19 protein-coding genes are annotated in these 24,806 nt (G+C 58.4%); 7 read left to right on the top strand and 12 right to left on the bottom strand.

Features of this window, described 5'->3' with window-relative positions; translation table 11 throughout:
* Positions 1-107: 107 nt before the first annotated feature.
* From QMK58_RS07730 to QMK58_RS07710, 5 genes are all read right to left on the bottom strand, one after another.
* Positions 108-1,925: an ABC transporter ATP-binding protein gene (locus QMK58_RS07730; protein WP_053161794.1), complete on the bottom strand. Its 1,818-nt coding sequence runs from the start codon at positions 1,923-1,925 to the stop codon at positions 108-110.
* Entirely contained in the window at positions 1,918-2,553 is a 636-nt protein-coding gene (locus tag QMK58_RS07725; protein WP_053161796.1) for a DsbA family protein, read from the bottom strand. Before QMK58_RS07725 ends, QMK58_RS07730 begins: the two co-directional genes overlap by 8 nt.
* A 3-nt stretch (positions 2,554-2,556) precedes the next feature.
* Positions 2,557-3,498 (bottom strand): rhodanese-related sulfurtransferase, encoded by a 942-nt coding sequence (locus tag QMK58_RS07720; RefSeq protein ID WP_053161798.1) that lies wholly within the window; start codon positions 3,496-3,498, stop codon positions 2,557-2,559.
* Positions 3,499-3,676: 178 nt separating this feature from the next.
* Positions 3,677-3,976: a BolA family protein gene (locus QMK58_RS07715; RefSeq protein ID WP_053161799.1), complete on the bottom strand. Its 300-nt coding sequence runs from the start codon at positions 3,974-3,976 to the stop codon at positions 3,677-3,679.
* Between the two features lie 12 nt (positions 3,977-3,988).
* Entirely contained in the window at positions 3,989-4,513 is a 525-nt protein-coding gene (locus QMK58_RS07710; protein WP_053161801.1) for a DUF2059 domain-containing protein, read from the bottom strand.
* Positions 4,514-4,706: 193 nt separating this feature from the next.
* Here QMK58_RS07710 and QMK58_RS07705 point away from each other — a divergent pair, with 193 nt between their 5' ends.
* Positions 4,707-6,101: a class II fumarate hydratase gene (locus tag QMK58_RS07705; protein ID WP_053161803.1), complete on the top strand. Its 1,395-nt coding sequence runs from the start codon at positions 4,707-4,709 to the stop codon at positions 6,099-6,101.
* Between the two features lie 94 nt (positions 6,102-6,195).
* On the opposite strand, the gene QMK58_RS07700 is transcribed toward QMK58_RS07705, so the two are convergent.
* The 3 genes from QMK58_RS07700 to pap form a co-directional block, all read right to left on the bottom strand.
* The gene (locus QMK58_RS07700) at positions 6,196-7,149 is read right to left on the bottom strand and encodes a DMT family transporter (RefSeq protein WP_053161805.1); all 954 of its coding nucleotides are present in this window, start codon (positions 7,147-7,149) and stop codon (positions 6,196-6,198) included.
* 262 nt (positions 7,150-7,411) lie between these two features.
* Positions 7,412-8,596, bottom strand: coding sequence for a thiolase family protein (locus QMK58_RS07695; RefSeq protein WP_053161806.1), 1,185 nt, complete (start codon positions 8,594-8,596; stop codon positions 7,412-7,414).
* A 111-nt stretch (positions 8,597-8,707) separates the two neighbouring features.
* Positions 8,708-10,222, bottom strand: a complete 1,515-nt coding sequence (gene pap, locus QMK58_RS07690; RefSeq protein ID WP_053161808.1) for a polyphosphate:AMP phosphotransferase — start codon at positions 10,220-10,222, stop codon at positions 8,708-8,710.
* 160 nt (positions 10,223-10,382) lie between these two features.
* Here pap and mnmC point away from each other — a divergent pair, with 160 nt between their 5' ends.
* Positions 10,383-12,362 (top strand): bifunctional tRNA (5-methylaminomethyl-2-thiouridine)(34)-methyltransferase MnmD/FAD-dependent 5-carboxymethylaminomethyl-2-thiouridine(34) oxidoreductase MnmC, encoded by a 1,980-nt coding sequence (gene mnmC / locus QMK58_RS07685; protein ID WP_320396106.1) that lies wholly within the window; start codon positions 10,383-10,385, stop codon positions 12,360-12,362.
* A 5-nt stretch (positions 12,363-12,367) separates the two neighbouring features.
* On the opposite strand, the gene QMK58_RS07680 is transcribed toward mnmC, so the two are convergent.
* Positions 12,368-17,212 (bottom strand): NEL-type E3 ubiquitin ligase domain-containing protein, encoded by a 4,845-nt coding sequence (locus tag QMK58_RS07680; protein WP_320396105.1) that lies wholly within the window; start codon positions 17,210-17,212, stop codon positions 12,368-12,370.
* A 296-nt stretch (positions 17,213-17,508) separates the two neighbouring features.
* Between QMK58_RS07680 and QMK58_RS07675 the strand changes: the two genes are divergently transcribed.
* The 4 genes from QMK58_RS07675 to QMK58_RS07660 all read left to right on the top strand — a co-directional run bounded on the left by QMK58_RS07675 (position 17,509) and on the right by QMK58_RS07660 (position 22,768).
* A complete protein-coding gene (locus QMK58_RS07675; protein WP_053161814.1) occupies positions 17,509-19,281 on the top strand; it encodes an N-acetylglutaminylglutamine amidotransferase in 1,773 nt (590 codons plus the stop codon).
* Positions 19,282-19,284: 3 nt separating this feature from the next.
* Positions 19,285-21,033: an N-acetylglutaminylglutamine synthetase gene (gene ngg, locus QMK58_RS07670; RefSeq protein ID WP_320396104.1), complete on the top strand. Its 1,749-nt coding sequence runs from the start codon at positions 19,285-19,287 to the stop codon at positions 21,031-21,033.
* Between the two features lie 156 nt (positions 21,034-21,189).
* The gene (locus QMK58_RS07665) at positions 21,190-22,380 is read left to right on the top strand and encodes an osmoprotectant NAGGN system M42 family peptidase (RefSeq protein WP_053161817.1); all 1,191 of its coding nucleotides are present in this window, start codon (positions 21,190-21,192) and stop codon (positions 22,378-22,380) included.
* Between the two features lie 160 nt (positions 22,381-22,540).
* Positions 22,541-22,768, top strand: coding sequence for a YheU family protein (locus QMK58_RS07660; protein ID WP_053161819.1), 228 nt, complete (start codon positions 22,541-22,543; stop codon positions 22,766-22,768).
* Between the two features lie 5 nt (positions 22,769-22,773).
* On the opposite strand, the gene csrA is transcribed toward QMK58_RS07660, so the two are convergent.
* The 3 genes from csrA to QMK58_RS07645 all read right to left on the bottom strand — a co-directional run bounded on the left by csrA (position 22,774) and on the right by QMK58_RS07645 (position 24,326).
* Complete coding sequence (gene csrA, locus QMK58_RS07655) at positions 22,774-22,959, bottom strand: carbon storage regulator CsrA (protein ID WP_053161821.1); 186 nt, start codon at positions 22,957-22,959, stop codon at positions 22,774-22,776.
* Positions 22,960-23,113: 154 nt separating this feature from the next.
* Entirely contained in the window at positions 23,114-23,446 is a 333-nt protein-coding gene (locus tag QMK58_RS07650) for a YnfA family protein (RefSeq protein ID WP_053161822.1), read from the bottom strand.
* Positions 23,447-23,510: 64 nt separating this feature from the next.
* A complete protein-coding gene (locus QMK58_RS07645) occupies positions 23,511-24,326 on the bottom strand; it encodes an SDR family oxidoreductase (protein WP_053161824.1) in 816 nt (271 codons plus the stop codon).
* A 287-nt stretch (positions 24,327-24,613) separates the two neighbouring features.
* On the opposite strand from QMK58_RS07645, the gene QMK58_RS07640 reads away from it, so the two are divergent.
* On the top strand, positions 24,614-24,766 hold the full coding sequence (locus QMK58_RS07640; protein WP_018606531.1) for a DUF3309 family protein: 153 nt from the start codon (positions 24,614-24,616) through the stop codon (positions 24,764-24,766).
* Positions 24,767-24,806: the final 40 nt, after the last annotated feature.

Genomic DNA, 24,806 nt, shown 5'->3' with positions numbered 1-24,806 from the left:
CCTAGGTCGCGATTGCAGTCCAGGCAAGCGACACACCTTCCCTGAAAGACGCAGCGTGACTGCAAATCACGCGCGTCACGGTGTTTTCCAGTGTATTGACCGTCTGGTTACAACTGCTGCAAATGCCCATAAAGCTTGGCATACAAACCACCATCGGCAATCAGCTGCTGGTGGTCGCCATCCTCGGCGATTTGCCCGCCGTCAAACACCAACACCCGGTCTGCCTGCTTCACGGCAGATAGACGGTGGGCAATGATCAACGTGGTGCGATTGCTCAGGAAACGCGCTAGTGCCTGATGCAGGTTGTATTCGGTGGCGGCATCCAGTGCAGAGGTGGCCTCGTCAAGGATCACCACTTTGGGTTCGGCAAGCACCATCCGCGCAATCGCCAGGCGCTGGCGCTGGCCACCGGACAAACGCACGCCGGAACGCCCGACGATGCTGTCCAGACCGTTGGGCAACTCGCGGACCGTGCCGTGAAGTTGCGCGATTTCCAGGGCTTGCCAGCAAGCCTCATCGCTGCGCTCACGACCCATGGTCAGGTTGGCCCGAATCGTGTCGTTGAACAACGCCGGGTGTTGAAGCACAACCGCGACGTTTTCCCGCACGGTTTCCAGGCCGATCTCTTGCTGGGTCGAGCCGCCAAAGCGAATGGTCCCGGCCAGCGGCGTGTACAAGCCCAGCAGCAATTGCACCAACGTACTCTTGCCACCGCCGCTGGCACCGACAATCGCGACTTTTTCCCCGGGGGCGATGGACAAATTCATCTCGTTCAGGACCAGTTCGTCGCCGTAGCCAAAACTCAACCCCTGCACCTCGAGTCCGACCGTCTGGCGACCGCTGAACGGATCGACGCCCCCCGGGTACTCCGGTTCATCGGCTCGGGACAGCAACTCGTTGATCCGTGACAGCGCGCCGCCGGCGGCGTAGTAGGCATATTGCAGGTTCAGCAATTGTTCCACCGGACCAATCATGAACCACAGGTAGCTGAACACCGCGAGCATCTGGCCGATGGACAGGTCGGAAAACAGCACGGTAAGCATCGCGGCAGCACGAAAAATATCGATACCAAACTGGAACAGCAAACCACTGGCACGGTTTGACGCATCGGTTTTCCACTGCGAGTTCACCGCATAATCACGGACCTCTTTGGCACGCTGACCGAGGCGACCGAGGAAAAACCCTTGGCGATTGCCGGCGCGAACTTCCTGGATTGCATCGAGTGTTTCGGTCAATGCCTGAGTGAAGCGCGAGGTACTGTCGTTCTCGAGTTTTTTCAGGTGCTTGACCCGCTTGCCCAATTGCACCGTGGCGTAGATCACCAACGGATTGAACAACAGAATCAACAGCGCCAGCTTCCAGTGCATCCACATCAGGATGCCGGCGGTTCCGAACAGAGTCAGCATAGCCACAAGGAAGCGACTGAGGGTTTCGCCAACGAATTTGTCCAGAGTATCGAGGTCAGTCACCAAGTGAGTGGTCACCGTGCCACTGCCCAGACTTTCATACTCACCGAGCGAGATGCGTTTGAGTCGTTCGATCAGGCGCAGGCGAATTCGGTAGACGATGTCCTTGGCCAATGCGGCGAACAACCGTGCCTGCACCACGTTGAACAGCAGGGCCGAGCAGCGCAGGGCCAAAGTCACTACCAGCATCAGGCCAATGTAACCGGCGGCTTTTTGCCAAACCTGGGGCAGTGCAAGATTCATGACCTTCAGCGCAGCGTCACCATGCCCCAGCAGCACTTCATCCACCAGCAGCGGCAGGAGTAACGGGATCGGCACGCTGCACAGGGTTGCGAGCACCGCCACGCCGTTGGCGATCCATAGCGACTTTTTATGATGAAGGGCCAGGCGACGGATTTCTGCCCAGCTCAGACGGTCGACACGTTTTGCGCTTGGGACATCGTCAGGCAGATCATGCACAGGCGGCGCGCTCCAGCCAACGGCCAAGAAGCGGGGACAGCACACTGAGCGGTTGATATCCGTTGGTCAGCAGCGCCAATTGGCCATTACGTTCGGCCAACAGGGTCGGAAAACCGGCAATGCCCAAGTCTTGCACCCAGGTGAAATCGGCGTTGGTCGCAGCGTGCATGTCGGCACGGTCGAAAGCGGCCGCGAACTCGATGCGCGGTACGCCAGCCTGCTCTGCCAGTTCCACCAGCACGCTGGCGCGAGTGACATCCCGACCATCGGCGTAAAACGCGTGCTGGATCAGCCGGAGCAGTTTCCATGCGCAATCCGGTGCCAGGCCGCGCGCCGTCACCAGTGCCCGGCAGGCAGGCTCGGTGTCGTAGACAAAACCGTCAGGCAATGCGCCTTCGAGTTTGAACGGTTGGCCGGTGGCCTCCGTGACCGCCTGCCAGTGTTCAAGAATGTAGCGCCGTGTGGTCGGTTCCAGCGCCGCACCGCTGCCGGTGCGCAAACCACCCACGATCAAATGCACTTCAACGCCTGCAGCTTGCGCCTGCTCGACCAATGCGTTGGCGACCGGGGCAAACCCCCAACACCAGGAACACATCGGATCCATCACATAGAGCAGGCGTGCTGACATGGTTCAGGCCTCGGAGGATGCTTGTTTATAGTTGTAGCCGATCGGGTGCGGCTGGTTACGGGCCTTGGCCAGTTCGATCTGCTTTTGCCGATCGATGGCGCTGCGACGGGTTTTTTCGCTCAATTTGTCCCAGCAATGCGGGCAGCTGATACCCGCCACGTAATGCTCCGAAGCGCGATCTTCAACGCTGACCGGCGTACGGCAGGCATGGCACTGATCGTAGTCACCTTCGCTCAGGTCGTGGCGAACGGTCACACGGTTATCGAACACGAAGCAGTCGCCCTGCCATTTGGTTTCTTCCTGCGGCACCTCTTCGAGGTACTTCAGGATGCCGCCCTTGAGGTGATAGACCTCACCGTAGCCTTCGCTGAGCATGTAGCTCGACGCCTTCTCGCAGCGAATACCGCCGGTGCAGAACATCGCGACCTTCTTGTGCACGGCCGGGTCGAAGTTGGCTTTGATGTAGTCGGGAAACTCGCGAAAACTGGTGGTTTTCGGGTCGATGGCGCCTTCGAAGGTGCCAATCGAGACTTCGTAGTCGTTACGGGTGTCGATCAACAACACTTGCGGGTCGCTGATCAGTGCGTTCCAGTCCTGCGGGTCGACGTAAGTGCCGACCTTTTTGTTCGGGTCCACGCCTTCCACGCCGAGGGTGACGATTTCTTTCTTGAGTTTGACTTTGGTGCGGTAGAACGGCTGCTCATCGCAGTACGACTCTTTGTGGTCGATGTCGTCCATGCGCGGGTCGTTCTTGAGCCAGGCCATCAGCCCGTCGATGCCTTCACGGCTGCCGGACACGGTGCCGTTGATGCCTTCTTCGGCAATCAGCAAGGTGCCTTTGATGCCGTTGTCGACCATCGCTTGCAGCAGTGGCTCGCGCAGGGCGACGTAATCTTCCAGGGTGACGAACTTATACAGTGCCGCCACGACAATCTGTTGTGTCATGGGTAAATCTCCAGGTGGCTACCCTCGTAAGGGGTGAACCGGATGCGAAAAAAAACGCGCCGGGTTAGCGGCGCGCTGCATTCTAACAAAAATAACCTTCTCTGTAGGAGCCGGCTTGCTGGCGATAGCGATTTCGAAGACGCCATCGCCAGCAAGCCGGCTCCTACAGGGGGGAGCGTCAGTGTTTGCTGCCGCCGGCACAGGTCGGCGAGGCCGGAGCCGCGTCGATCTGTGCCCATTCATCTGGCGTGTAGGTATGCAGCGCCAACGCATGGAACTCGCCCATCAACTCGCCGAGCGTGCCGTAGACTTTCTGGTGGCGCTTGACCCGGCTCAGGCCGTCGAACTGTGCGCTGACCACCACCGCTTTGTAGTGAGTCTGTAACCCACGGCTGTGCATGTGGCTTTCATCCAGCACTTGCAGATGCTCGGGCTGAAGCAAGGCCAGCGTCGATTCGATGCGTTGTTGCATGGTCATACCGAACTCCGTTTAAGGCTTTTTCTTGGCTGGAGCGGCGGCGCCTTTCGGATCCAGCTCCGTCGTCATGTCCGCCAGCAGCTTGTTGACCACCGGCACTGCGCTTTCCAGCTTCGCCTGAGTCATCTGGGCCGATTGCTGGGTCAGCTGCGGCATTTTTTCCAGGACTTTCTTGCCCAGTGGCGACTTGTAGAAGGCAACCAGATCCTTGAGCTCCGATTCGGTGAAGTTGGTGGTGTAGAGCTTGACCATGTCCGGTTTCAGCTTGTTCCAGCCAATGGCCTGGTCCAGGGCGGCGTTGGCCTTGGCCTGGTAGGTTTCCAGCACGGCTTTCTTCGACTCCGGGGCTTTGGTCTGGGCAAAACGTTGAGCAAACATCTGCTGTACTTGCATGTACACCGGAGTACCCAGTTTGTCAGCGTGCGCCAGGGTCAGGAAAGCCTCGGCACTGGCGTTATGGCTGGCGGTGTCGGCAAAAACCTGGCCGCTGGCGCAGACCAAAGCAACGGCGGTACAGATGGCACGAAGACGAGTCATCGAGTTTCCTTTTTTTAGCTGGCGAGGTCAGACCCCAAGGGCGACCATTCTGCGCCTAAAAAAGTGTGTCGCTCAACCCCAAGCCTTGTCGGACCTGATTTAGAGGGGTTGAATGGGTGAAATCCAGACTGATGGAACCACGGCCGACGATCACGGCCTAAACTGCGCAATTGGACCTACAGGAGTGTGCAAGATGAGCCGTATCGAAACCGACAGCCTCGGCCAGGTTGAAGTCCCGGATGAAGCCTATTGGGGTGCTCAGACGCAACGCTCGCTGATCAACTTCGCCATCGGCAACGAACGCATGCCGCTGGCGGTGCTGCATGCCCTGGCACTGATCAAGAAAGCGGCGGCCCGGGTCAACGATCGCAACGGCGACATCCCGGCCGACATCGCCCGGCTGATCGAACAGGCGGCCGATGAAGTACTCGACGGAGAACACGACGATCAGTTCCCGCTGGTGGTCTGGCAGACCGGCAGCGGCACCCAGAGCAACATGAACGTCAACGAAGTGATCGCCGGGCGCGCCAATGAACTGGCCGGTAACCCACGCGGCGGCAAGTCCCCGGTGCACCCTAACGATCACGTCAATCGCTCCCAGAGCTCCAACGACTGCTTCCCCACTGCTATGCATATCGCAGCTGTCCAGGCCGTGCAGCAACAGTTGTTGCCCGCCATCAGCGAACTGTCGGGCGGGCTGGCCGAGTTGTCCGCCCGTCATATGAAACTGGTCAAGACCGGCCGGACCCACATGATGGATGCGACCCCCATCAGCTTTGGCCAGGAAATCTCGGCTTTCATCGCACAACTGGATTACGCCGAACGGGCGATCCGCAGCGCCCTGCCGGCAGTCTGCGAATTGGCCCAGGGCGGTACAGCCGTCGGCACCGGACTCAACTCCCCCCACGGTTTTGGTGAAGCGATTGCCGCCGAACTGGCCGCCCTCTCCGGCTTTCCATTCGTCACCGCGCCCAACAAATTTGCCGCACTGGCCGGCCATGAACCGCTGACCACACTGTCCGGCGCGTTGAAAACCCTCGCCGTGACGCTGATGAAAATCGCCAATGACTTGCGCCTGCTGGGCTCTGGACCGCGCGCCGGATTTGCCGAAGTGAAGCTGCCGGCCAACGAGCCTGGCAGTTCGATCATGCCGGGAAAGGTCAACCCGACCCAGTGCGAAGCCCTGTCGATGCTGGCCTGTCAGGTCTTGGGAAATGACGTCGCCATTGGTTTTGCGGCCAGTCAGGGTCACCTGCAATTGAACGTGTTCAAACCGGTGATCATCCACAACCTGCTGCAATCGATCCGTCTGCTGGGCGATGGTTGCAGCAACTTTCAGCAACATTGCATTGCCGGCCTGGAGCCGGATGCCGAGAAAATGGCTGAACACCTGGAACGTGGGCTGATGCTGGTGACGGCGCTCAATCCGCACATCGGTTATGACAAATCGGCGGAGATTGCCAAGAAGGCTTACAGCGAAGGGCTGACCTTGCGGGAAGCGGCGCTGCAGCTAGGGTATCTGACCGATGAAGAGTTTGATGCGTGGGTGCGGCCGGAGAATATGCTGGAGGCTGGCGCCAAGGGCTGAGATTTGCAGTGAAGCGAAAAGATCGCAGCCTGCGGCAGCTCCTGCATGTAAATGTTCCCTGTAGGAGCTGCCGCAGGCTGCGATCTTTTGATCTTCAGGCCATCCGTAACTTCCGTGCCTTCAACCCGGCAATCAAAGAAGGCCCCAACGCCACCAGCGCCGAACCCAGCACTACCAGCACCGCCCCGCCATATCCCAGACCATTGATGGTCTCGCCATGCACATAATCCGGCCATAACCAGGCCGCCACGGCGACCGCTGCGAAGGTCACCAACGGCGTAATCGCCAACGTCGCACTGACCCGAGAGGCTTCCCAGTGCGCCAGCGCCTCGGCGAATGCACCATAGGCAATCAGGGTGTTCAAGCAGCACGCCAACAGCAACCAGCCTTGCAACGGGCTCAACTGCAGCGCTTCCAGCGGATGCACCCACGGCGTCAGCAACGCCGCGCAAAACAGGTAGATCACCATCATCACCTGCAGCGAATTCCACACCGTCAGCAATTGCTTCTGGCCCAAGGCATAGAAGGTCCAGACCGTGGACGCCAACAGCACCAGCAGGACACCGGCGGTGTAGTCGGTCAGCGACGTCAGCAGTTCACTCAAACGTTGATTGAAAAACAACGCGAAACCGATCAGCAGCACCAGCAAACCCATCCCCTGCCCCAGGCTGAAACGCTCCTTGAACACAAACACACTGGCGATCAGCAACATGATCGGCCCCATCTGCACCACCAATTGCGCGGTGCCGGGACTGAGCAGGTTCAGGCCCATCAAATACAGCACATAGTTACCTACCAGGCCGAGTACTGCCATCAACACCAGCCAGCCTCCGCGCGGGCCGAGCACTTTGCGGCTGGGCAGACGTCCGGTCACGGCCAGGTATATGAACAGGCACCCTCCAGATACCGCCAGACGAAACCAGGTCACCGTGACCGGGTCCATCACCAGCAGCACTTGTTTGAGTTTGATCGGCAGGATTCCCCACAACAACGCGGTCAACAAGGCCAGAAACAGACCGTAAACCCAGCGACCCGATGAAATGTGCATGTGAACCCCAAAAGCCTGATAGCAAGAAGCGTCATTCTAGGCGCTGCGGCGTGTGGCACACAGGGACAGTTTGGGACTGGCCGTGGATGAAACTGTGCGGGTCGTAATCTTCGTCGGATGCTTTGACCGTGGCGCCCCCATCGCTAGCAGGCTCGCTCCTACAGGTTCTGTGGCGTGCACAATATTTGTGATCACAACAATTCACTGTGGGAGCTAGCCTGCTAGCGATAACTATTGAACAGTCGCTACATATCCGAGGTATTTAACGCACCGCCTCAAACAACCCGGTAGCCCCCATCCCGCCGCCCACGCACATGGTGACGATGCCGTAACGCAGGTTACGTCGCTGCAACTCGCGCACCAGATGCCCGACCTGACGCGAACCGGTCATGCCAAACGGGTGACCAATGGAAATCGAGCCGCCGTTGACGTTGTACTTTTCATTGTCGATTTCCAGCCGGTTGCGGCTGTACAGGCACTGCGAGGCAAACGCTTCGTTGAGTTCCCACAAGTCGATATCGGCAATCTGCAAGCCCTTGGCCTTGAGCAGTTTCGGCACCGAGAACACCGGGCCGATGCCCATTTCATCAGGCTCGCAACCGGCCACCGCAAAACCACGGAAGAACGCTTTCGGCTTGAGCCCCAGTTCCAGGGCCTTCTCCAGACTCATCACCAGGGTCATGGACGCACCATCGGACAGCTGCGAAGAGTTGCCCGCCGTGACCGAACCGTCTTCGGCGAACACCGGTTTCAAACCGGCGAGGCTTTCCAGCGTGGTGTCGGGACGGTTGCAGTCATCACCCTCGACGATGCCGTCGAGGACTTGCACCTGCCCGGAGGCCTTGTCTTCAACGCGATACTTCACCGCCATCGGCACGATCTCATCATCGAACAACCCGGCAGCCTGAGCCCGCGCGGTCCGTTGCTGACTTTGCAGGGCATACAGGTCCTGCTCCTCGCGGCTGACGTTGTAGCGACGCGCGACGATTTCAGCCGTCTGGCCCATCGGGAAGTAGATACCCGGCACCTGCTCCTTGAGCAGCGGGTTGATCAGGTTGTCGGTGTTGACGCTTTTCATCGTCAGGCTGATGGACTCGACGCCACCGGCGACGATGATATCGCTGCAACCCGAGGCAATCTGGTTCGCGGCAATGGCGATCGCCTGCAGGCCTGAAGAACAGAAGCGGTTGAGGGTCATGCCGGCAGTGCCGATGCCCAATCGCGACAACACCGCGACGTTGCGCCCGATATTGAAGCCTTGCGCGCCCTCGTTGGAACCGGCACCGACGATGCAGTCCTCGACGCTCGCCGGGTCGATACCGGTGCGCGCCAACAGTGCGTCGACACAGTGCGCCGCCATGTCATCCGGACGAGTCATGTTGAATTTGCCGCGAAAGGATTTGGCCAGGCCGGTCCGCACGCTGTCGACGATCACCACTTCACGCATGGCATACCTCATTGTTGTTATCGGTTGAGAGTGGACCGAGCATAAGTCCACCTCATTAGCGACCGCGACAATCATTCACCCCGCGTATGCGCAACCATCGCTTCAATCCTTTTATTTGTGCTTCTTTCGCTCATGGCGGTCAGACCTTTCGAACGCTTCTTCCATCGCACGATTGATGGTGCGCAACACCTTTACCCGCGCCCAGCGCTTGTCGTTGGCCTCGATCAGGGTCCAGGGCGAGATTTCGGTGCTGGTACGGTCAACCATGTCGCCGACCGCAACCCGGTAGTCATCCCACTTCTCGCGATTGCGCCAGTCGTCTTCAGTGATCTTGAAGCGCTTAAAGGGGATCTGCTCGCGCTCCTGGAAACGCTCCAGTTGCGTCTGTTTATCGATGGCCAGCCAGAACTTGACGACAATGACCCCGGATTCGGTGACCTGCTCTTCGAAATCGTTGATTTCGCTGTAGGCACGCAGCCAGTCCGCCGGGCTGCAATAACCTTCAATGCGCTCCACCAGCACCCGGCCATACCAGGAACGGTCGAACACGGTGAACTTGCCTCGCGCCGGCAAGTGCCGCCAGAAGCGCCACAGGTACGGCTGCGCCCGCTCCTCATCTGTGGGCGCGGCAATCGGCACGATGTTGTACTGACGCGGATCGAGCGCCGCCGCCACCCGACGGATCGCCCCGCCCTTGCCCGCCGCGTCATTGCCTTCAAACACGGCGACCAGGGCGTGCCGACGCATGCGTTTGTCACGCATCAGCCCGGAAAACCGCGCCTGCTCGGTCACCAACTGTTCTTCGTAATCGTCTTTGTCCAGGCGCAGGTTCAAGTCCAGGGCGTCGAGCAGGTTCACTTGATCGACGCTCGGCAACACCGGGGCGGCGCTGACTTTCTCCGGATGGATCTTCGGCCGCTTCAAGGCGCCATGCAGGCTGTCGAGCAGAATTTTCCCCACCAGCAGGCTGCGATAGCGTGCATCCATCCCGGCGATCACATGCCATGGCGCGTAGTCGCGACTGGTGCGTCGCAAGACCCGCTCACCGAACTTGACGAACCGGTCGTAGGTTTGCGATTGCTGCCAGTCCAGCGGGCTGATGCGCCAGCTATGCAGCGGGTCATCGGCCAACGCCTTGAGCCGCGCCTTCATCTGTTTTTTGGAGAGGTGGAACCAGAATTTGACGATCAGCGCGCCTTCATCGCAGAGCATTTTCTCCAGGCGTTCGGCGGCGTTGATACTTTGGTCGAGCCGTGGGTCCTTGATCTGGCCATGAACTCGCGACTGCAGCATCTGGCTGTACCAGTTACCGAAGAAAATCCCCATGCGCCCCTTGGCCGGAAGCATTCGCCAGTAACGCCAGGCCGGTGGCCGCGCCAGTTCTTCGTCGGTCTGCTGATCGAAGGTGCGGACTTCGATCAGGCGCGGGTCCATCCATTCGTTGAGCAGCTTGACCGTCTCGCCTTTACCGGCGCCTTCGATGCCGTTAATCAGGATGATCACCGGAAAGCGGCTCTGCTGGCGCAGCTCAAATTGCGCTTCGAGCAAGGCCTCGCGCAGGGCCGGCTCTTCGGCGTCGTACGTTTCTTTGTCGATGGCGTGATCGATTTCGGCAGATTCGAACATGAACGGCTCCCTTCCAGATGTGAGCAAGACTAGCGGATTGACCTCTCCAGCGTGGGAGAAATCCCATTTTCATCGCCGACGCCACGCCAGACATTGCCACGGATCAAGCACCGCGCTGGCGATCGGCTAGAATGGCCACCTTGCCGTTGCCGAGCCTGCCATGAAACCAGTATTGCCCCACGCCCAACTCGACTGGGATGACCAGGGTCGCCCGTATTCGCGGGTGTTCGATGATGTGTATTTCTCCGATAAATCGGGTCTGGACGAAACGCGCTACGTGTTTATCGAACAGAACCGTTTGGCCGAGCGCTTCGCCGCGCTGCGGGCTGGCAGGCGTCTGGTCATTGGCGAAACGGGTTTTGGTACGGGTCTGAATTTTCTGTGTGCCTGGCAGGTGTTCGAGCAACACGCCGTGGCGGATGCGAGATTGCATTTTGTCAGTGTCGAAAAGTACCCGCTGAGCCATGACGATCTGCAACGAGCCCTGGCGTTGTGGCCCGAACTGAAGGTATTTGCCGATCAACTGCTGGCGCAGTACGTGGCGATCCATCAAGGCTTCCAGCGCGTGGTGCTGGACAACGGCCGGGTTACCCTGACTCTGCTGATCGGCGATGCACTGGAACAATTGCCGCAACTCGATGCACAGATCGACGCCTGGTTTCTCGATGGATTTGCCCCGGCGAAAAACCCGGACATGTGGACCGCCGAACTGTTCGCCGAGCTGGCGCGCCTGGCCGCTCCCGACTCGACTATCAGCACGTTCACCAGCACCGGATGGGTTCGGCGCCTGCTGAATGCCGCGGGCTTCAAGATGAAACGAACGCCGGGTATCGGCCACAAATGGGAGATCCTGCGCGGTGAGTTTCTCGGCTGGCCGGAGTCAGTCCCCACGCCCACCCAACCAAAACCGTGGTTTTCGCGCCCGACACCTGTGGCTGGCGAGCGCCGCGCCCTCGTGATTGGCGCCGGTCTGGCCGGTTGTGCCAGTGCGGCAAGCCTGGCGGCGCGGGGCTGGCAAGTGACATTGCTGGAGCGTCACGATGCACTGGCGCAGGAGGCTTCGGGCAATCCGCAAGGCGTGCTGTACCTGAAACTGTCGGCCCATGGCACGGCGTTATCGCAACTGATTGTCAGCGGTTTCGGCCACACCCGACGCCTGTTGGAACACTTGCACCGCGGTGTCGATTGGGATGGCTGCGGGGTCCTGCAACTGGCGTTCAATCCCAAGGAAGCCGAGCGTCAGGCGCAATTGGCCGCCGCGTTCCCGCGAGATTTGCTGCATGAGCTGGATCGACAACAAGCCTGCGAACAGGCCGGCGTTGATCTGGCGAGCGGTGGCTTGTTCTACCCGCAGGGCGGCTGGGTTCATCCTCCGGCGCTGTGTCAATGGCAAGCCAGCCATCCCAATGTGCAATTGCTGCGTCACCATGACGTGCTGGAACTGCGCCAAGTCGACGACCAGTGGCAAGCCTTCTCTGGAGATAAGCTGCTCGCCAGCGCACCGGTCGTGGTGCTCGCCGGTGCAGCAGAGATCAAACGTTTCGAGCAAAGCACCGATCTGCCACTCAAGCGCATTCGCGGACAAATCACTCGCCTGATGCAAACCACCGCGAGCCAGGACCTGGCCACGGTGGTCTGCGCAGAAGGTTATGTGGCCCCGGCGCGGCTGGGTGAACACACCCTGGGTGCCAGCTTCGATTTCAACAGCGACGACCTGACACCGACCACCGCCGAACACTTGGGCAATCTGCAGTTACTGGAAGAAATCTCCAGCGATCTGGTCGACCGCTTGCAGGTCGACCAACTGGCTCCCGAAGATCTGCAAGGCCGCGCAGCCTTTCGTTGCACCAGCCCGGACTATCTGCCCATCGTCGGCCCTTTGGCCGACGGTTCCGCCTTCAACCAGGCCTATGCCGCACTAGGCAAGGACGCCCGGCAAGTGCCGGACGCTCCATGCCCATGGCTTGATGGCCTGTACATCAACAGCGGCCACGGTTCTCGAGGCCTGATCACGGCACCACTGTCTGGCGAACTGCTGGCGGCCTGGCTGGAGAACGAACCATTGCCGTTGCCTCGCAGCGTGGCCGAGGCTTGCCACCCCAACCGGTTTGCCTTGCGCCGACTGATTAGAGGCAGCTGAACGGTTCAGCGCTCGGGGATGGCGCAACTGCTCGTATCGACCAGTTTCAAGACATCCCCGGTGAGGCGCTCCAGCAATGTTTTTTCTGCCGTGGCCTGCTCAGTCTTGATGGTATCAATCTGCGTGCGGTAATCGGCATCCGTCATCGTGTCCCTCTGATCAAACACTTTTTGCAGACGATCCTGTAATGGCTCGGTCATTTTGGCAAAGTCCTCCGCAAAACTGCGTTTGAGGTAGTCAATCCAAAAAGGACGTTGCACCAGGAATTTACTCAGCTCAGGCGAATGCTCCGCGCGTTGCACACTGGTTTTGGCCGACGCAAGGTCCTGTTCTGACACGCCACTAAGTGACTTGTAGCGCATGTGTTGAGGTTGGCCGGGTAAATCCAGATCTTTGATCAGCCCGGTGCGATAGGCCAGTCCAACCTCCAGTGGATCGACCTCCGGATGCCTGCTGATGTGCGTCTGGGTAATTTTGTCCAGTTGATCGAGTCGAAAAAGCCCCTTGCCCAGTTTCGTCAGCGAAGCTGCTGCCGACTGCGCACTGCCCAAGGGGCCGGTGATTTTTTCAATTTCTACCGCCACCTCAAGATTGCTGAAATTGAACGCCGCCGAGTCGGTACAGTTGATCGGGTTGGCAGCAAGGTCAAATACCTGCTCGCGCAGCGCCGCATTGCCTTCGGCGGCCTCCAGCACCGACCAGACCCGCCGAGTCATGTCTTCGCGCACATACTGGCTGTCCGCCGTATTCCCCAATTCCGCCAGCAACCGGAAAAGCCCATCGGAACCGGGATCATCCTTGAATGCGGTCCAGATCTTTCCACGTGGCGAATAGGTCACATTGACCTCCTCCGGTAACCAAAGCGCCTTGGCGGTCTGCTCATCCAGACGCGCAATGTCATCCTCCAGAAATCCCATGCCGATACCGACCCGGTCACGGTATGCCTTGAGCTTGACGCGGCTGTCGCTCACTAACGGATTGGTACGCAGATTGATGCTTTGGCTGAAACGGCGAGGAACAGTAAACAGCCAGTCCGGCAGTGTTCCGATGTCGTTATCGCGCAGGTCGACTCGGTCAAGATTGGGCAGCTTCGCCAGCCCCTTGGGAAGCTCGGTGGCACGGGTGTTGCGCAGCATCAACAAGCGCAAATCGAACATTTTGCCAACATCCGGGAGCGTGCCCAAAGGGTTCTTGCTCAGGTTCAATGTCTTCAGCGTGCGCATGGCCGCCAGTTTCTTCAACGTTTGCTCGGTCATGACCAGCTTGTTGTCGGCAAGGCTCAAATACCTCAAGCCGGTCATCAAGGAGATTGATTCGGGCAACAGGGTCAACTGGTTACTGTCCAGCTCCAAGGACTGCACCGACTTGAAGTGTTTGAGAAAGTAGGCCAGGTCATTACCCTGATTCATGTTTTTCAGCGATAGAAGTTCAATGTGATCGAAGTCGATGTCCGGTGACAATGTCGGGAGCTGGCCGACCCGCATTCCGTCCAGCCTCAGCCCCAATACACTGCTCGCCCGCTGCTCGTCTCGCACCACGCCCATTTGCCTCCAGGCATTTTCGATAGCATCGGACACCTGGCAACGACTCTGTCGATACTCATTCAAATCACCTTGCAACTTACGCATTTCGGTGTCGTCGTTGCGCCAGGTTTTTAGCGCTCGACGCAGTTTTTCAAGTTGGCCCTGACGCTGCTGGACGGCTGTTGCTCGACTCAAATGGTCAGTCCCCAGACTGTCGAGCAGGGTGCTGATTTGCGCTTCGGTCTTGAGGGGATAGAGTTTTTTGGCCTTTCGAACCAGACCTGAGGCATGAGAAGAAGCTGCCGGTGGATCGGCCAGTACACAGGTATCGGGCGCCACCCTTTCACCTGGAGGCTTACCCGTCAGCAGACGAGCGCTGCGCGCGCGATCCTCCACGGCTCGGGAAGCCAGCCGATTACGCAACGCCAGGACTTGCGCCGGTCTGTTGGCACCCAGGCTCATGGTGGTCAGTTGTGATTCGGGCAGAGCATGCGCAATAGCCTGGTATAAGGCTTCTGGTCCTTGAAGAACGCTCGCCAGATTCTTGTCATCGCCGTCGAACACCCGATAACCCTCCGCCGACTCCACAATCGTTCGCTTCAGTGCGCTACCTTGCTTGCCAATGCTGCGAAGTACCGGCCCGGTGATCGAGCCGTTACGCAGTTCCAGCAACAGTTCACTGTTCCAGCCAGGCAAATGTTCGAGCAGGGAGAAAGCCAGATTGCGCGTGTCGACATCGGCGATTTCCGGCAGATGAAGTCCACCGATACCCCTGTCGAGTTTCACTTCTGCCAATGCCTCACGAGCACGCTGTGCAAGCCTCATCGGAACGCGCTTGAGGGTCCGCAGGCGCAATCGTTCAACGCTACTGATTTGGTCTATCAGCTCTCGGGCGATGGTGTGCGGCACCTTTGGGAAAGCCTTTCTGAGCAACTCGGCATCGCTGTCATTACCGGTGTCATGTGCTTCATACAGACGCTCAAACAACGGTAATCGATCATTTTTCATTGATGCAGCGAGCTTCTTGGCCAACGCATCGTTTTCCGTCTGATCACTGACCGTTCCTCCGAGCAGGTCCTCCACTTCCTCGGGATACAGCCCGGATACAATCCTTCTGAGCAACTGGCCTTCAGACAATTGCTCTTCGGTGACATCGACCGCAGGTTCCTCGTTAGCAATAAATGCGTCTTTGGGAAAATATTCCTTGGTAATGCCTTCGTCGTTGAGTACTCGAATGTAACGTCCGGTAGGCCACCCCTTCATTGATGGCAATTCATTCATCTGCTCGTCGGTGTGGATAAAAGTCTCTGGATCACCCTGCTCCAATATCGCAATGCAATCTCGAACCCTTTGCTCCAGTCGAAAACGATCGATCGAGTCCTGCAAACGTGCAGGTAGTTGCAAGTTTTCCTCACTCAATCGATGTAGCTCACTCAGAGGGCTTGCGGTCACCTGACGGATTTTCTCCAAGCGACTGTTATCTTGCGCGGCCAGTCGAGAATCGAGCCGTTTCAATACGTAAGCACCGTCGCTCCACTCCTCCGTACGCTCGCCGGGTTGGCGCCAGCCTCCCTGTCCGTTGTGTTCGAGAATCGGCGTGTAAGCATCCTGGCGTGTCGGATGCTTGATCTTCCAGGCCTCTGCAGCCGCGTCGAAATCGACGGCATAAAAGTGTCCGTCGATCTGCACATACTTCTGATGGTCGAACTCGTAGAACCCTTCGGCATCGGCCTTCAGCCCTTTATCCGTAGAAAGCCTGCGTTCGTAGGGTTTGAGATCAGACTTCCACAGGCGTGTTGTGCCATCCGTTTTTTCAATCGGAATGAAAGACTTGAAGAAGTCAGGGTTTGCGCGCGTCACTTTGCTGGCAATCGAGCTCACCACCTTCTGCCCTGCGGCAAAGACAGCCATCTGCGCGAGGCTTTCGACAACATTCAGCAAATGCGTGAGGGCTTCGGTTCGCTCCCCGTGCGCCCAGTCCTCCACGCCCTCATAAACTTCACTGAGAATTTCGACGACCGCCACCGACAACATCAATTGACCAATCACAGGGACAAAAAATGACGCCGCGTTCAACAGTAAAAGACCTCCATCGAGCAATGTCTGGAGGGTCTTTTCTCGTTGGAGTTCGTCGACTTCCGCCGTCGGCACAGCGAGGATCTGCGCATCGAGTTGGGTCTTGTGGACGAAAGCGTTAAAGAAAAAATCGCCGGGACATGTATCGGCCGGCATTGCGGTGAGACTGCCCAGGTTCTTGTTCTTGTCGAAGCGGGTGAAAAAAACCGTCTTGTCATTGCCGGGAAAGTAAAGTTCGCAAAAGCGGTCTTTGTAGACTTTGCTTTGCAGATGAAGGGTCAGATAGGCTTTGAAATCATCGAGCGAGGCATATTCATACAGGGGTCGTCTGGGCTCGTTGGGCATGTAGACAACGCACTTGGCCGAGGGGGCTGTATCGATGGAAACCTTGGTAAAGACCAAGACTCCACACAGGCAAGCATCATGAATTTGCAAGCCTTGCCAAATCACCGGTGCACCATCGAACAGGGTCCCTTTGGCCTTGGCCGCCGGGAGATCCTGTTCAATGACGCTGAGCAACATCGTGTAAACGGTACTGCTGATGTGCTTTTTCAGATAAGCCACATGGGCGGCGACCTGGATGTCCAGCAATTTCAACTGTCGAATATCGGCGGCTGACGAGGCGGTACTGACCGGGTTGCCTGTGGGGTTGGCCGGCAGTGCCAGAACGTCATTCACATGACTCTGGTATTTACCCCCAAGATCGAGTTCGCGACAAAGTTCGGCAAACTTGGCGGGGGTCATGTCAGCACCTTTTTGAGGTTTTGCGTCGACCTTGATCACCGAGTCTTTTGGTAGGCCGCCAGGTGTGGCTTCCTCGGAGGTGAAATTTTCCATAGCGGCGTGCAGCAGGCTGCGTGACCTGGTTACCTTCCCCTTCTCCCAGGCAACCGGCAGCACTCCTGTTGAAGAAAGCACGGCTTTAATGATATCCAGTGTGTCCCGCTCGACATCAACGTCGACCTTCCATTTTTCCTTGAGTAGAAGAGTCAATTGCTCCTTGCAGTATTCGTCCAAGGGTTTGAGCCTTGCGAGCACCTCGGCAGCCTTGGTGTAGGAAACCTGGGACTGTTGCATGGCCGAATTCAAAGCCTGAGCCACGCTCAGCTCCGCCGAAGTCAACCATTCAGGCATTGATTCTTGCAAGGTTTGGGCCGTGTCCAGATCACCCGTATGTTCCAGCAGACTCTCGAGACGTTGTGTTGATGTCAGCGGCACCACAGGGGGTGTCGTGGGGGCAGCAGGTAGCATGAGCAATATCCTTATTGCGATTAGAAGCTTTCAGCCTACGAGGCGCGAACGACAAAAAATAACTCAAATATCGAGTCGGATTGGACGCTGTCCAAGCAGATACTCCTATGTATCACAGCAATAATTACCGCACGCTCCTGGTCCATTTCTGTCTCGCCCGCCCAATCTTCGACATTCGCTGCTTATAACCCATCGATCTAAAACTACGAGCACCCAGCCGGGTCAGTTTCTGAGTACCCGCCATTTGGGCGCGGTATCGATTGACCCTCCCCAACGGAAAAACCGGTAAGGAATTTATGTGCGGATTAGCTGGCGAGTTACGTTTTGATCATCAACCTGCAGACCTTGCAGCTGTTGAACGAATTACCCACCACCTGGCCCCTCGGGGGCCCGACGCCTGGGGCTTTCATAGTCAGGGACCAATTGCCCTGGGCCATCGGCGCCTGAAAATCATGGACCTCTCGGACGGCTCGGCGCAGCCGATGATCGATGCGCAATTGGGCTTGTCACTGGCCTTCAACGGTGCGATCTACAACTTCCCGGAACTGCGCGCAGAGCTTGAAGACCTCGGTTACGCGTTCTATTCCGGTGGTGATACCGAAGTGCTGCTCAAGGGCTATCACGCCTGGGGCGAAGCCTTGCTGCCCAAGCTCAACGGCATGTTTGCCTTTGCCATCTGGGAACGGGATGCCCAACGTCTGTTCATTGCCCGTGACCGTCTTGGCGTAAAACCGTTGTACTTGTCGCGCACCGGCCAGCGCCTGCGTTTTGCCTCGGCTTTGCCGGCGTTGCTCAAGGGCGGCGACATCAACCCGATCCTCGACCCGGTGGCGCTCAATCACTACCTGAATTTTCATGCCGTGGTCCCGGCACCCCGTACCCTGCTGGCGGGCATCGAAAAGTTGCCACCTGCGACCTGGATGCGTATCGAAGCCGATGGCAGCACCCAACAGAAAACCTGGTGGACCCTGCCCTATGGCCCACATGAGGATGAGAAAAACCTCAGCCTTGAAGACTGGCGCGACCGCGTGCTCGACAGCACACGCGACGCTGTTGCCATCCGTCAGCGCGCGGCGGTCGATGTCGGCGTGCTGTTGTCGGGCGGTGTCGATTCAAGTTTGCTCGTGGGTTTGCTGCGCGAGGTCGGCGTGGAAAATCTGTCGACCTTTTCTATCGGTTTCCAGGACGCTGGTGGTGAACGTGGTGACGAATTCCAGTATTCGGACCTGATCGCCCAGCACTACGGCACGCAGCATCATCAGCTGCGTATCGATGAAAAAGAAATCATCGAACAGCTGCCCGCCGCGTTCCGTGCCATGAGCGAGCCGATGGTCAGCCACGACTGCATTGCGTTCTATTTGCTGTCGCGAGAAGTGGCCAAGCATTGCAAGGTGGTGCAGAGCGGCCAGGGTGCCGACGAACTGTTCGCCGGGTACCACTGGTATCCGCAAGTGGACGGTGCCGGCGATCCGTACACCGCTTACCGCGAAGCATTTTTCGACCGCAGCTACGACGATTACGCCGCCACTGTGCAGCCGAAATGGCTGACCGCCAATGACGCTGCCGGCGACTTCGTGAAGGAGCATTTCGCACAGCCTGGCGCCGACGCTGCGGTGGACAAGGCGTTGCGTCTGGACAGCACGGTGATGCTGGTGGACGACCCGGTCAAGCGCGTCGACAACATGACCATGGCCTGGGGCCTGGAGGCGCGCACGCCGTTTCTCGACTATCGACTGGTGGAACTGTCAGCTCGGGTGCCGGGGCAATTCAAACTGCCGGACGGTGGCAAACAGGTGTTGAAGGAAGCGGCGCGGCTGGTGATCCCGAGCGAAGTGATCGACCGCAAGAAAGGTTACTTCCCGGTGCCGGGCCTCAAGCATTTGCAGGGCAACACACTGGACTGGGTACGCGAGCTACTGCTTGATCCGAGTCAGGACCGCGGCTTGTTCAACCCCGCTATGCTCGACCGCCTGCTGACCGATCCCCAAGGTCAACTGACGCCATTGCGCGGCTCGAAGCTGTGGCAACTGGCGGCACTGAACCTGTGGCTCAGCGAACAAGGAATCTGATCGATGAAACCTCACGCTACGGCCATCAGCCAACGCTTGTTGCGCGGTCAGGCACCCTCTTACGAGCGTTTGCAGGCACGTCTGGCCGAAGATCGCTGTGAACTCGGTGCTGCTCCGATCGCCGTGCACTGTGGTTGGGGCCGACTACTGATCGGCCATACCTTCGCCGACGCCGCAAGCCTCGCCGCAGAGTTGCTCAATGAGCAACCCGGCGAGCGGGACATTGCCTTGTATGTCGCCGCGCCTCAGCAAGTATTGGGACTGGAACCCGCCCAGTTGTTTCTCGACCCGTCCGATACCTTGCGCCTTTGGTTCAGTGACTACCGCCAGGCCACACGTGTGTTTCGCGGATTTCGTATTCGTCGCGCACAAAGCGAGGCAGACTGGCAGACGGTCAATCAGCTGTATCAGGCGCGCGGCATGCTGCCGATCGATGCCACATTGCTTACCCCGCGCCACTTGGGCGGCCCGGTGTACTGGTTGGCAGAAGATGAAGACAGTGGTCAGATTATCGGCAGTGTCATGGGGCTCAATCACCAGAAGGCGTTCAACGATCCGGAACACGGCAGCAGCCTGTGGTGCCTGGCTGTTGATCCGCAATGCTCCCGGCCAGGTGTCGGTGAAGTGCTGGTGCGGCATCTGATCGAGCACTTCATGAGTCGCGGTCTCGCGTACCTCGACCTTTCGGTTCTGCATGACAATCGCCAGGCGAAAAACCTCTACAGTAAATTGGGCTTTCGCAACCTCTCGACTTTTGCCATCAAGCGCAAGAACGGGATCAATCAACCATTGTTCCTCGGGCCTGGCCCCGAAGCGCAATTCAATCCCTACGCCCGGATTATCGTCGAGGAAGCGCACCGACGCGGTATCGATGTACAAGTCGACGACGCCGACGCCGGGATGTTCACCCTCAGTCATGGGGGGCGCCGGGTGCGTTGCCGTGAATCTCTCAGCGATCTGACCAGCGCCATCAGCATGACCCTGTGTCAGGACAAAAGCCTGACTCACAGAGTGCTAAAGGCTGCAGGACTGAACCTGCCCTCCCAGCAATTGGCTGGTAACGCCGATGACAATCTGGCCTTTCTCGACGAGCACCAGAGGGTGGTGGTCAAGCCGCTGGATGGCGAACAGGGCCAAGGTGTGGCGGTGGATTTACAAACCATTGAAGAGGTGCAGCAAGCCATCGAGTCCGCCCGCCGTTTCGACAGTCGCGTATTACTGGAAAGCTTTCACGAGGGCCTCGACCTGCGCATTCTGGTGATCGGATTCGAAGTGGTGGCCGCCGCGATTCGTCGGCCGGCCGAAGTAGTGGGTGATGGTCAGCATTCCATCGGTGCGCTGATCGAAGCGCAGAGTCGGCGTCGACAAGCGGCCACCGGCGGTGAGAGCAGGATCCCGCTGGATCACGAAACCCAGCGCACTGTGCAGGCCGCCGGATATGACTACGCCAGTGTTTTGCCGGCGGGCGAGCATTTGTTCGTGCGGCGCACGGCGAACCTGCATACCGGCGGTATTCTTGAGGACGTCACCGCAATCCTGCACCCGGCGTTGGTGGACGCCGCTGTGCGGGCAGCGCGGGCACTGGACATTCCGATGGTTGGCCTCGACCTGATGGTGCCGGCTGCCGATCAACCGGAGTATGTGTTTATCGAGGCCAACGAGCGGGCCGGATTGGCCAATCATGAACCGCAACCGACGGCGGAGCGGTTTGTCGATTTGTTGTTTCCGCACAGCCAGCCGGTGGTCTCTTAGTTTTGTGTGCCTGGACTGGCCCCTTCGCTGGCAAGCCAGCTCCTACATTGGCATGCGCACTCCTCTAGGAGCTGGCTTGCCAGCGAAAGCGGCCTGACAGGCAAAAAACATCCCCTCATCGAAACCATCGATGCGCTCAATTCATCAGGAGTTTCCATGACTAGCAAAATCCCAGAACCCGATCTCGGTTACCTGCAAAAAGTCCTGCTGGAAATGCTCGCCATTCCCAGCCCGACCGGCTTCACCGACACCATCGTGCGCTACGTCGCAGAACGCCTTGAAGAACTCGGCATTCCCTTCGAAATGACTCGGCGTGGCACGATCCGCGCCACGCTCAAAGGCAGGAAAAACAGCCCGGACCGCGCCGTCTCCGCGCACCTGGACACCATCGGCGCGGCTGTGCGTGCTGTGAAGGACAACGGTCGCCTGACCCTGGCGCCGGTCGGCTGCTGGTCCAGCCGGTTTGCCGAAGGCAGCCGCGTCAGCCTGTTCACCGACAACGGCGTGATCCGTGGCAGCGTGTTGCCACTGATGGCCTCCGGGCATGCGTTCAATACCGCCGTGGATGAAATGCCGATCAGTTGGGATCACATCGAATTGCGTCTGGATGCCTATTGCACCACCCGCGCCGATTGCGAATCCCTGGGTATCAGTGTGGGTGACTTTGTCGCCTTCGACCCGCTGCCGGAGTTCACCGAAAGCGGCCATATCAGTGCCCGTCACCTCGACGACAAGGCCGGCGTGGCCGCATTGCTGGCGGCGCTCAAGGCCATCGTCGACAGCGGCGAAGAGCTGATGATCGACTGTCATCCACTGTTCACCATCACCGAGGAAACCGGCAGTGGCGCGGCAGCGGCATTGCCTTGGGACGTCAGCGAATTCGTCGGCATCGACATTGCACCGGTCGCCCCCGGCCAACACTCCAGCGAGCATGCCGTGAGCGTGGCCATGCAGGATTCCGGTGGACCTTATGACTATCACCTGTCCCGGCATTTATTACGCCTGGCCAGTGACAACGAATTACCGGCCCGGCGCGACCTGTTCCGGTATTACTTCAGCGATGCCCATTCGGCGGTCACCGCCGGCCATGACATTCGCACCGCTCTGCTCGCCTTCGGCTGCGACGCCACTCACGGCTACGAACGCACCCACATCGACAGCCTCGCCGCGCTGAGCCGATTGCTCGGTGCCTACATCCTCAGCCCGCCAGTGTTCGCCAGCGACGCGCAACCGGCCAAGGGTTCACTGGACCGCTTCAGTCACCAGATCGAACACGAGACCCAGATGGAAAGCGATACGCGGGTGCCGTCGGTGGACAGTCTGGTGGGGCAGCGGTCGGACGGTTAACAGGTGTAAAAATCGTAGCAGCTGCCGAAGGCTGCGATCTTTTGATGTTTGGCTTCAATGGCGCCGTACAAGATCAAAAGATCGCAGCCTTCGGCAGCTCCTACTGGTGATGTATTGATAACCGCCGTAGCATCGCGCGATTGATTGAACCGAGGTGCCTATGCTGATCCCCCACGACCAACTTGAAGTCGATACCCTGACCCGCCTTATCGAAGATTTCGTGACCCGCGACGGTACCGACAATGGCGACGACACCCCACTGCAAACCCGCGTCCTGCGCGTGCGTCAGGCTTTGACCAAAGGCCAGGCACTGATTGTGTTCGACCCTGAGAGCGAACAATGCCAATTGATGCTCAAGCACGACGTACCCAAACACCTGTTTGACTGACCCCTTCAGTTGCCCTTCTTTTTTGCCACTTTGGTCCGAATACGTTCATACACCTCGGATCGATGCACCGCAACGTCCTGTGGAGCTTCAACGCCAAAACGAATGTTGTTTCCGTTGATCGCAAGTACGCGCACGGAAATGTTGTCACCAATGGAAATGATTTCGCCCACAACGCGGCTGAGTACGAGCATCAGGTATGTCCTTCAAAGGTTACCGGCCCCTGAAGATGCCCGGCTCGCCGCACGCCTTCAATGCATTGGCAGTAAATCAGTCTCGCCCTACAACGCCGGCCTGCTCCGCTGACAGAAAGGTCTGACAGGTTCGTTTAGGTGCAGGAAATCTCTGTCAGGAAGCGGAGAATCGTGGGCCAAACAGGATAATGCTCGCGCCAATCACACACAGCGCTACGCCAATCCAGTCCGATCCCAGCGGGCGAATCCGCTCGACCACCGCCAGCCAGCCGATCGAGGCAATGATGTAGATGCCACCGTAAGCGGCATAGGCGCGACCCGCGTAGGTCGCTTCGACACGGGTCAGCAGCAGCGCGAAGAGCGTGAGGCTGATGAGGGCCGGCACCACCCACCAGGCACTTTTGCCCTGACGCAGCCATATCCAGAAGGCAAAGCACCCGGCAATTTCGAACAGCGCGGCGAGGAAAAACCACAGGTAATTGAGCATGCACGTAACTCGCGAGGATGGCCGATGGCGGCCACCCTAACCAGCGCAATGCACAGGAGCAAGATCAGCTTGCGGTTTGTTTGGACTTGGCGCGCATTTTATCGGCCATGACGGTCATTTCGTTGTAGAGCAACTGCGGGTTCTTCTGCTTGATCGCCCAGGCCATGCGGCCCTGTTCGTGTGGCAGGATCATGAACTCGCCAGCGGCGACCTGCTGATAGATGTAATCGGCGATGTCGGCAGCCGTGATCGGTGAGCTCTCAAGCAACTTGCCGACTTGAGCTTTCATGGCCGGGGTCGGGCCTCGGAAGGAGTCCAGCAGGTTGGTCTGGAAGAACGACGGACATACCACATGCACGCCGACTTCCTGGTGCGCCAGTTCGATCAGCAGGCTTTCCGACAACGCAACTACGCCTGCCTTGGCCACGTTGTAATTGCTCATCGCCGGACCTTGCATCAGCGCAGCCATCGACGCGATGTTGATGATTTTGCCTTTACTCTTTTCCAGCAATGGCAGGAAAGCCTTGCAGCCCTTGACCACACCCATCAGGTTGATCGCGATCTGCCAGTCCCAATCTTCAAGGGACAGCTCATTGAAAAATCCACCTGACGCCACGCCCGCATTGTTGACGATGACATCGATACCGCCGAATTTGACTTCGCAAGCCTGGGCGAACGCGGTCAGCTGGCTATAGTCGCGCACATCGCAGCGCTGGATAAACCCGTCGCCGCCGGCTTCGCGCACCAACGTCAATGTTTCCTGCAAGCCGGGCTCACTGACGTCCGACAATGCCAGTTGCCAGCCTTCACGCGCCCAGCGCAGCGCGATTTCGCGACCCAGGCCAGAGCCCGCGCCAGTAATCATCATGCGATTTTGCATAGCAAACAGCCTTAGTTGTGTCTGGGGAAGATGCACCGAGTGTAGCGAAGGATATGCCCCGACCCACGCTCCATCAGATTGCTGAATGGCCCAGGCAAACCCTGGAAGCGCCCGGGCCAACTAGCACAACAAGAACCGAAATAAGGACATGTCCGAAATACTTTAAAAAACTTGGAATTTTCTTACCCTGACAGCAGTCGGATTTTTTAAGCAGCTCGAATATCTGTCATTCCCGCTGACTGTAATTGGCATGGTCAATCCAAACCCTAATCAACAAGGAAACAGACATGGGCACAATACTTATCATCATTCTGATCCTGTTACTGATCGGTGGTTTGCCGGTCTTCCCGCACTCCAGAAGTTGGGGTTATGGTCCGTCCGGTATCATCGGCGTGGTATTGGTGGTGCTGTTGATCCTGCTCTTGCTCGGCAAAATATGACGATCTGACAGGCAAAAAAAAGAGGCTCTGCAAGAGCCTC

It is taken from the genome of Pseudomonas sp. P8_241 (assembly GCF_034008315.1).
Classification (GTDB): Bacteria; Pseudomonadota; Gammaproteobacteria; order Pseudomonadales; family Pseudomonadaceae; genus Aquipseudomonas.
This window is presented reverse-complemented; position numbering and strand designations above follow the sequence as displayed.

Bases quoted from the DNA above. Each gene is read 5' to 3' on its own strand.
- QMK58_RS07725 (WP_053161796.1), bottom strand. From the start codon at position 2,553: ATGTCAGCACGCCTGCTCTATGTGATGGATCCGATGTGTTCCTGGTGT.
- QMK58_RS07720 (WP_053161798.1), bottom strand. From the start codon at position 3,498: ATGACACAACAGATTGTCGTGGCGGCACTGTATAAGTTCGTCACCCTG.
- QMK58_RS07715 (WP_053161799.1), bottom strand. From the start codon at position 3,976: ATGACCATGCAACAACGCATCGAATCGACGCTGGCCTTGCTTCAGCCC.
- QMK58_RS07710 (WP_053161801.1), bottom strand. From the start codon at position 4,513: ATGACTCGTCTTCGTGCCATCTGTACCGCCGTTGCTTTGGTCTGCGCC.
- QMK58_RS07705 (WP_053161803.1), top strand. From the start codon at position 4,707: ATGAGCCGTATCGAAACCGACAGCCTCGGCCAGGTTGAAGTCCCGGAT.
- QMK58_RS07700 (WP_053161805.1), bottom strand. From the start codon at position 7,149: ATGCACATTTCATCGGGTCGCTGGGTTTACGGTCTGTTTCTGGCCTTG.
- QMK58_RS07695 (WP_053161806.1), bottom strand. From the start codon at position 8,596: ATGCGTGAAGTGGTGATCGTCGACAGCGTGCGGACCGGCCTGGCCAAA.
- pap (WP_053161808.1), bottom strand. From the start codon at position 10,222: ATGTTCGAATCTGCCGAAATCGATCACGCCATCGACAAAGAAACGTAC.
- mnmC (WP_320396106.1), top strand. From the start codon at position 10,383: ATGAAACCAGTATTGCCCCACGCCCAACTCGACTGGGATGACCAGGGT.
- QMK58_RS07680 (WP_320396105.1), bottom strand. From the start codon at position 17,212: ATGCTACCTGCTGCCCCCACGACACCCCCTGTGGTGCCGCTGACATCA.
- QMK58_RS07675 (WP_053161814.1), top strand. From the start codon at position 17,509: ATGTGCGGATTAGCTGGCGAGTTACGTTTTGATCATCAACCTGCAGAC.
- ngg (WP_320396104.1), top strand. From the start codon at position 19,285: ATGAAACCTCACGCTACGGCCATCAGCCAACGCTTGTTGCGCGGTCAG.
- QMK58_RS07665 (WP_053161817.1), top strand. From the start codon at position 21,190: ATGACTAGCAAAATCCCAGAACCCGATCTCGGTTACCTGCAAAAAGTC.
- QMK58_RS07660 (WP_053161819.1), top strand. From the start codon at position 22,541: ATGCTGATCCCCCACGACCAACTTGAAGTCGATACCCTGACCCGCCTT.
- csrA (WP_053161821.1), bottom strand. From the start codon at position 22,959: ATGCTCGTACTCAGCCGCGTTGTGGGCGAAATCATTTCCATTGGTGAC.
- QMK58_RS07650 (WP_053161822.1), bottom strand. From the start codon at position 23,446: ATGCTCAATTACCTGTGGTTTTTCCTCGCCGCGCTGTTCGAAATTGCC.
- QMK58_RS07645 (WP_053161824.1), bottom strand. From the start codon at position 24,326: ATGCAAAATCGCATGATGATTACTGGCGCGGGCTCTGGCCTGGGTCGC.
- QMK58_RS07640 (WP_018606531.1), top strand. From the start codon at position 24,614: ATGGGCACAATACTTATCATCATTCTGATCCTGTTACTGATCGGTGGT.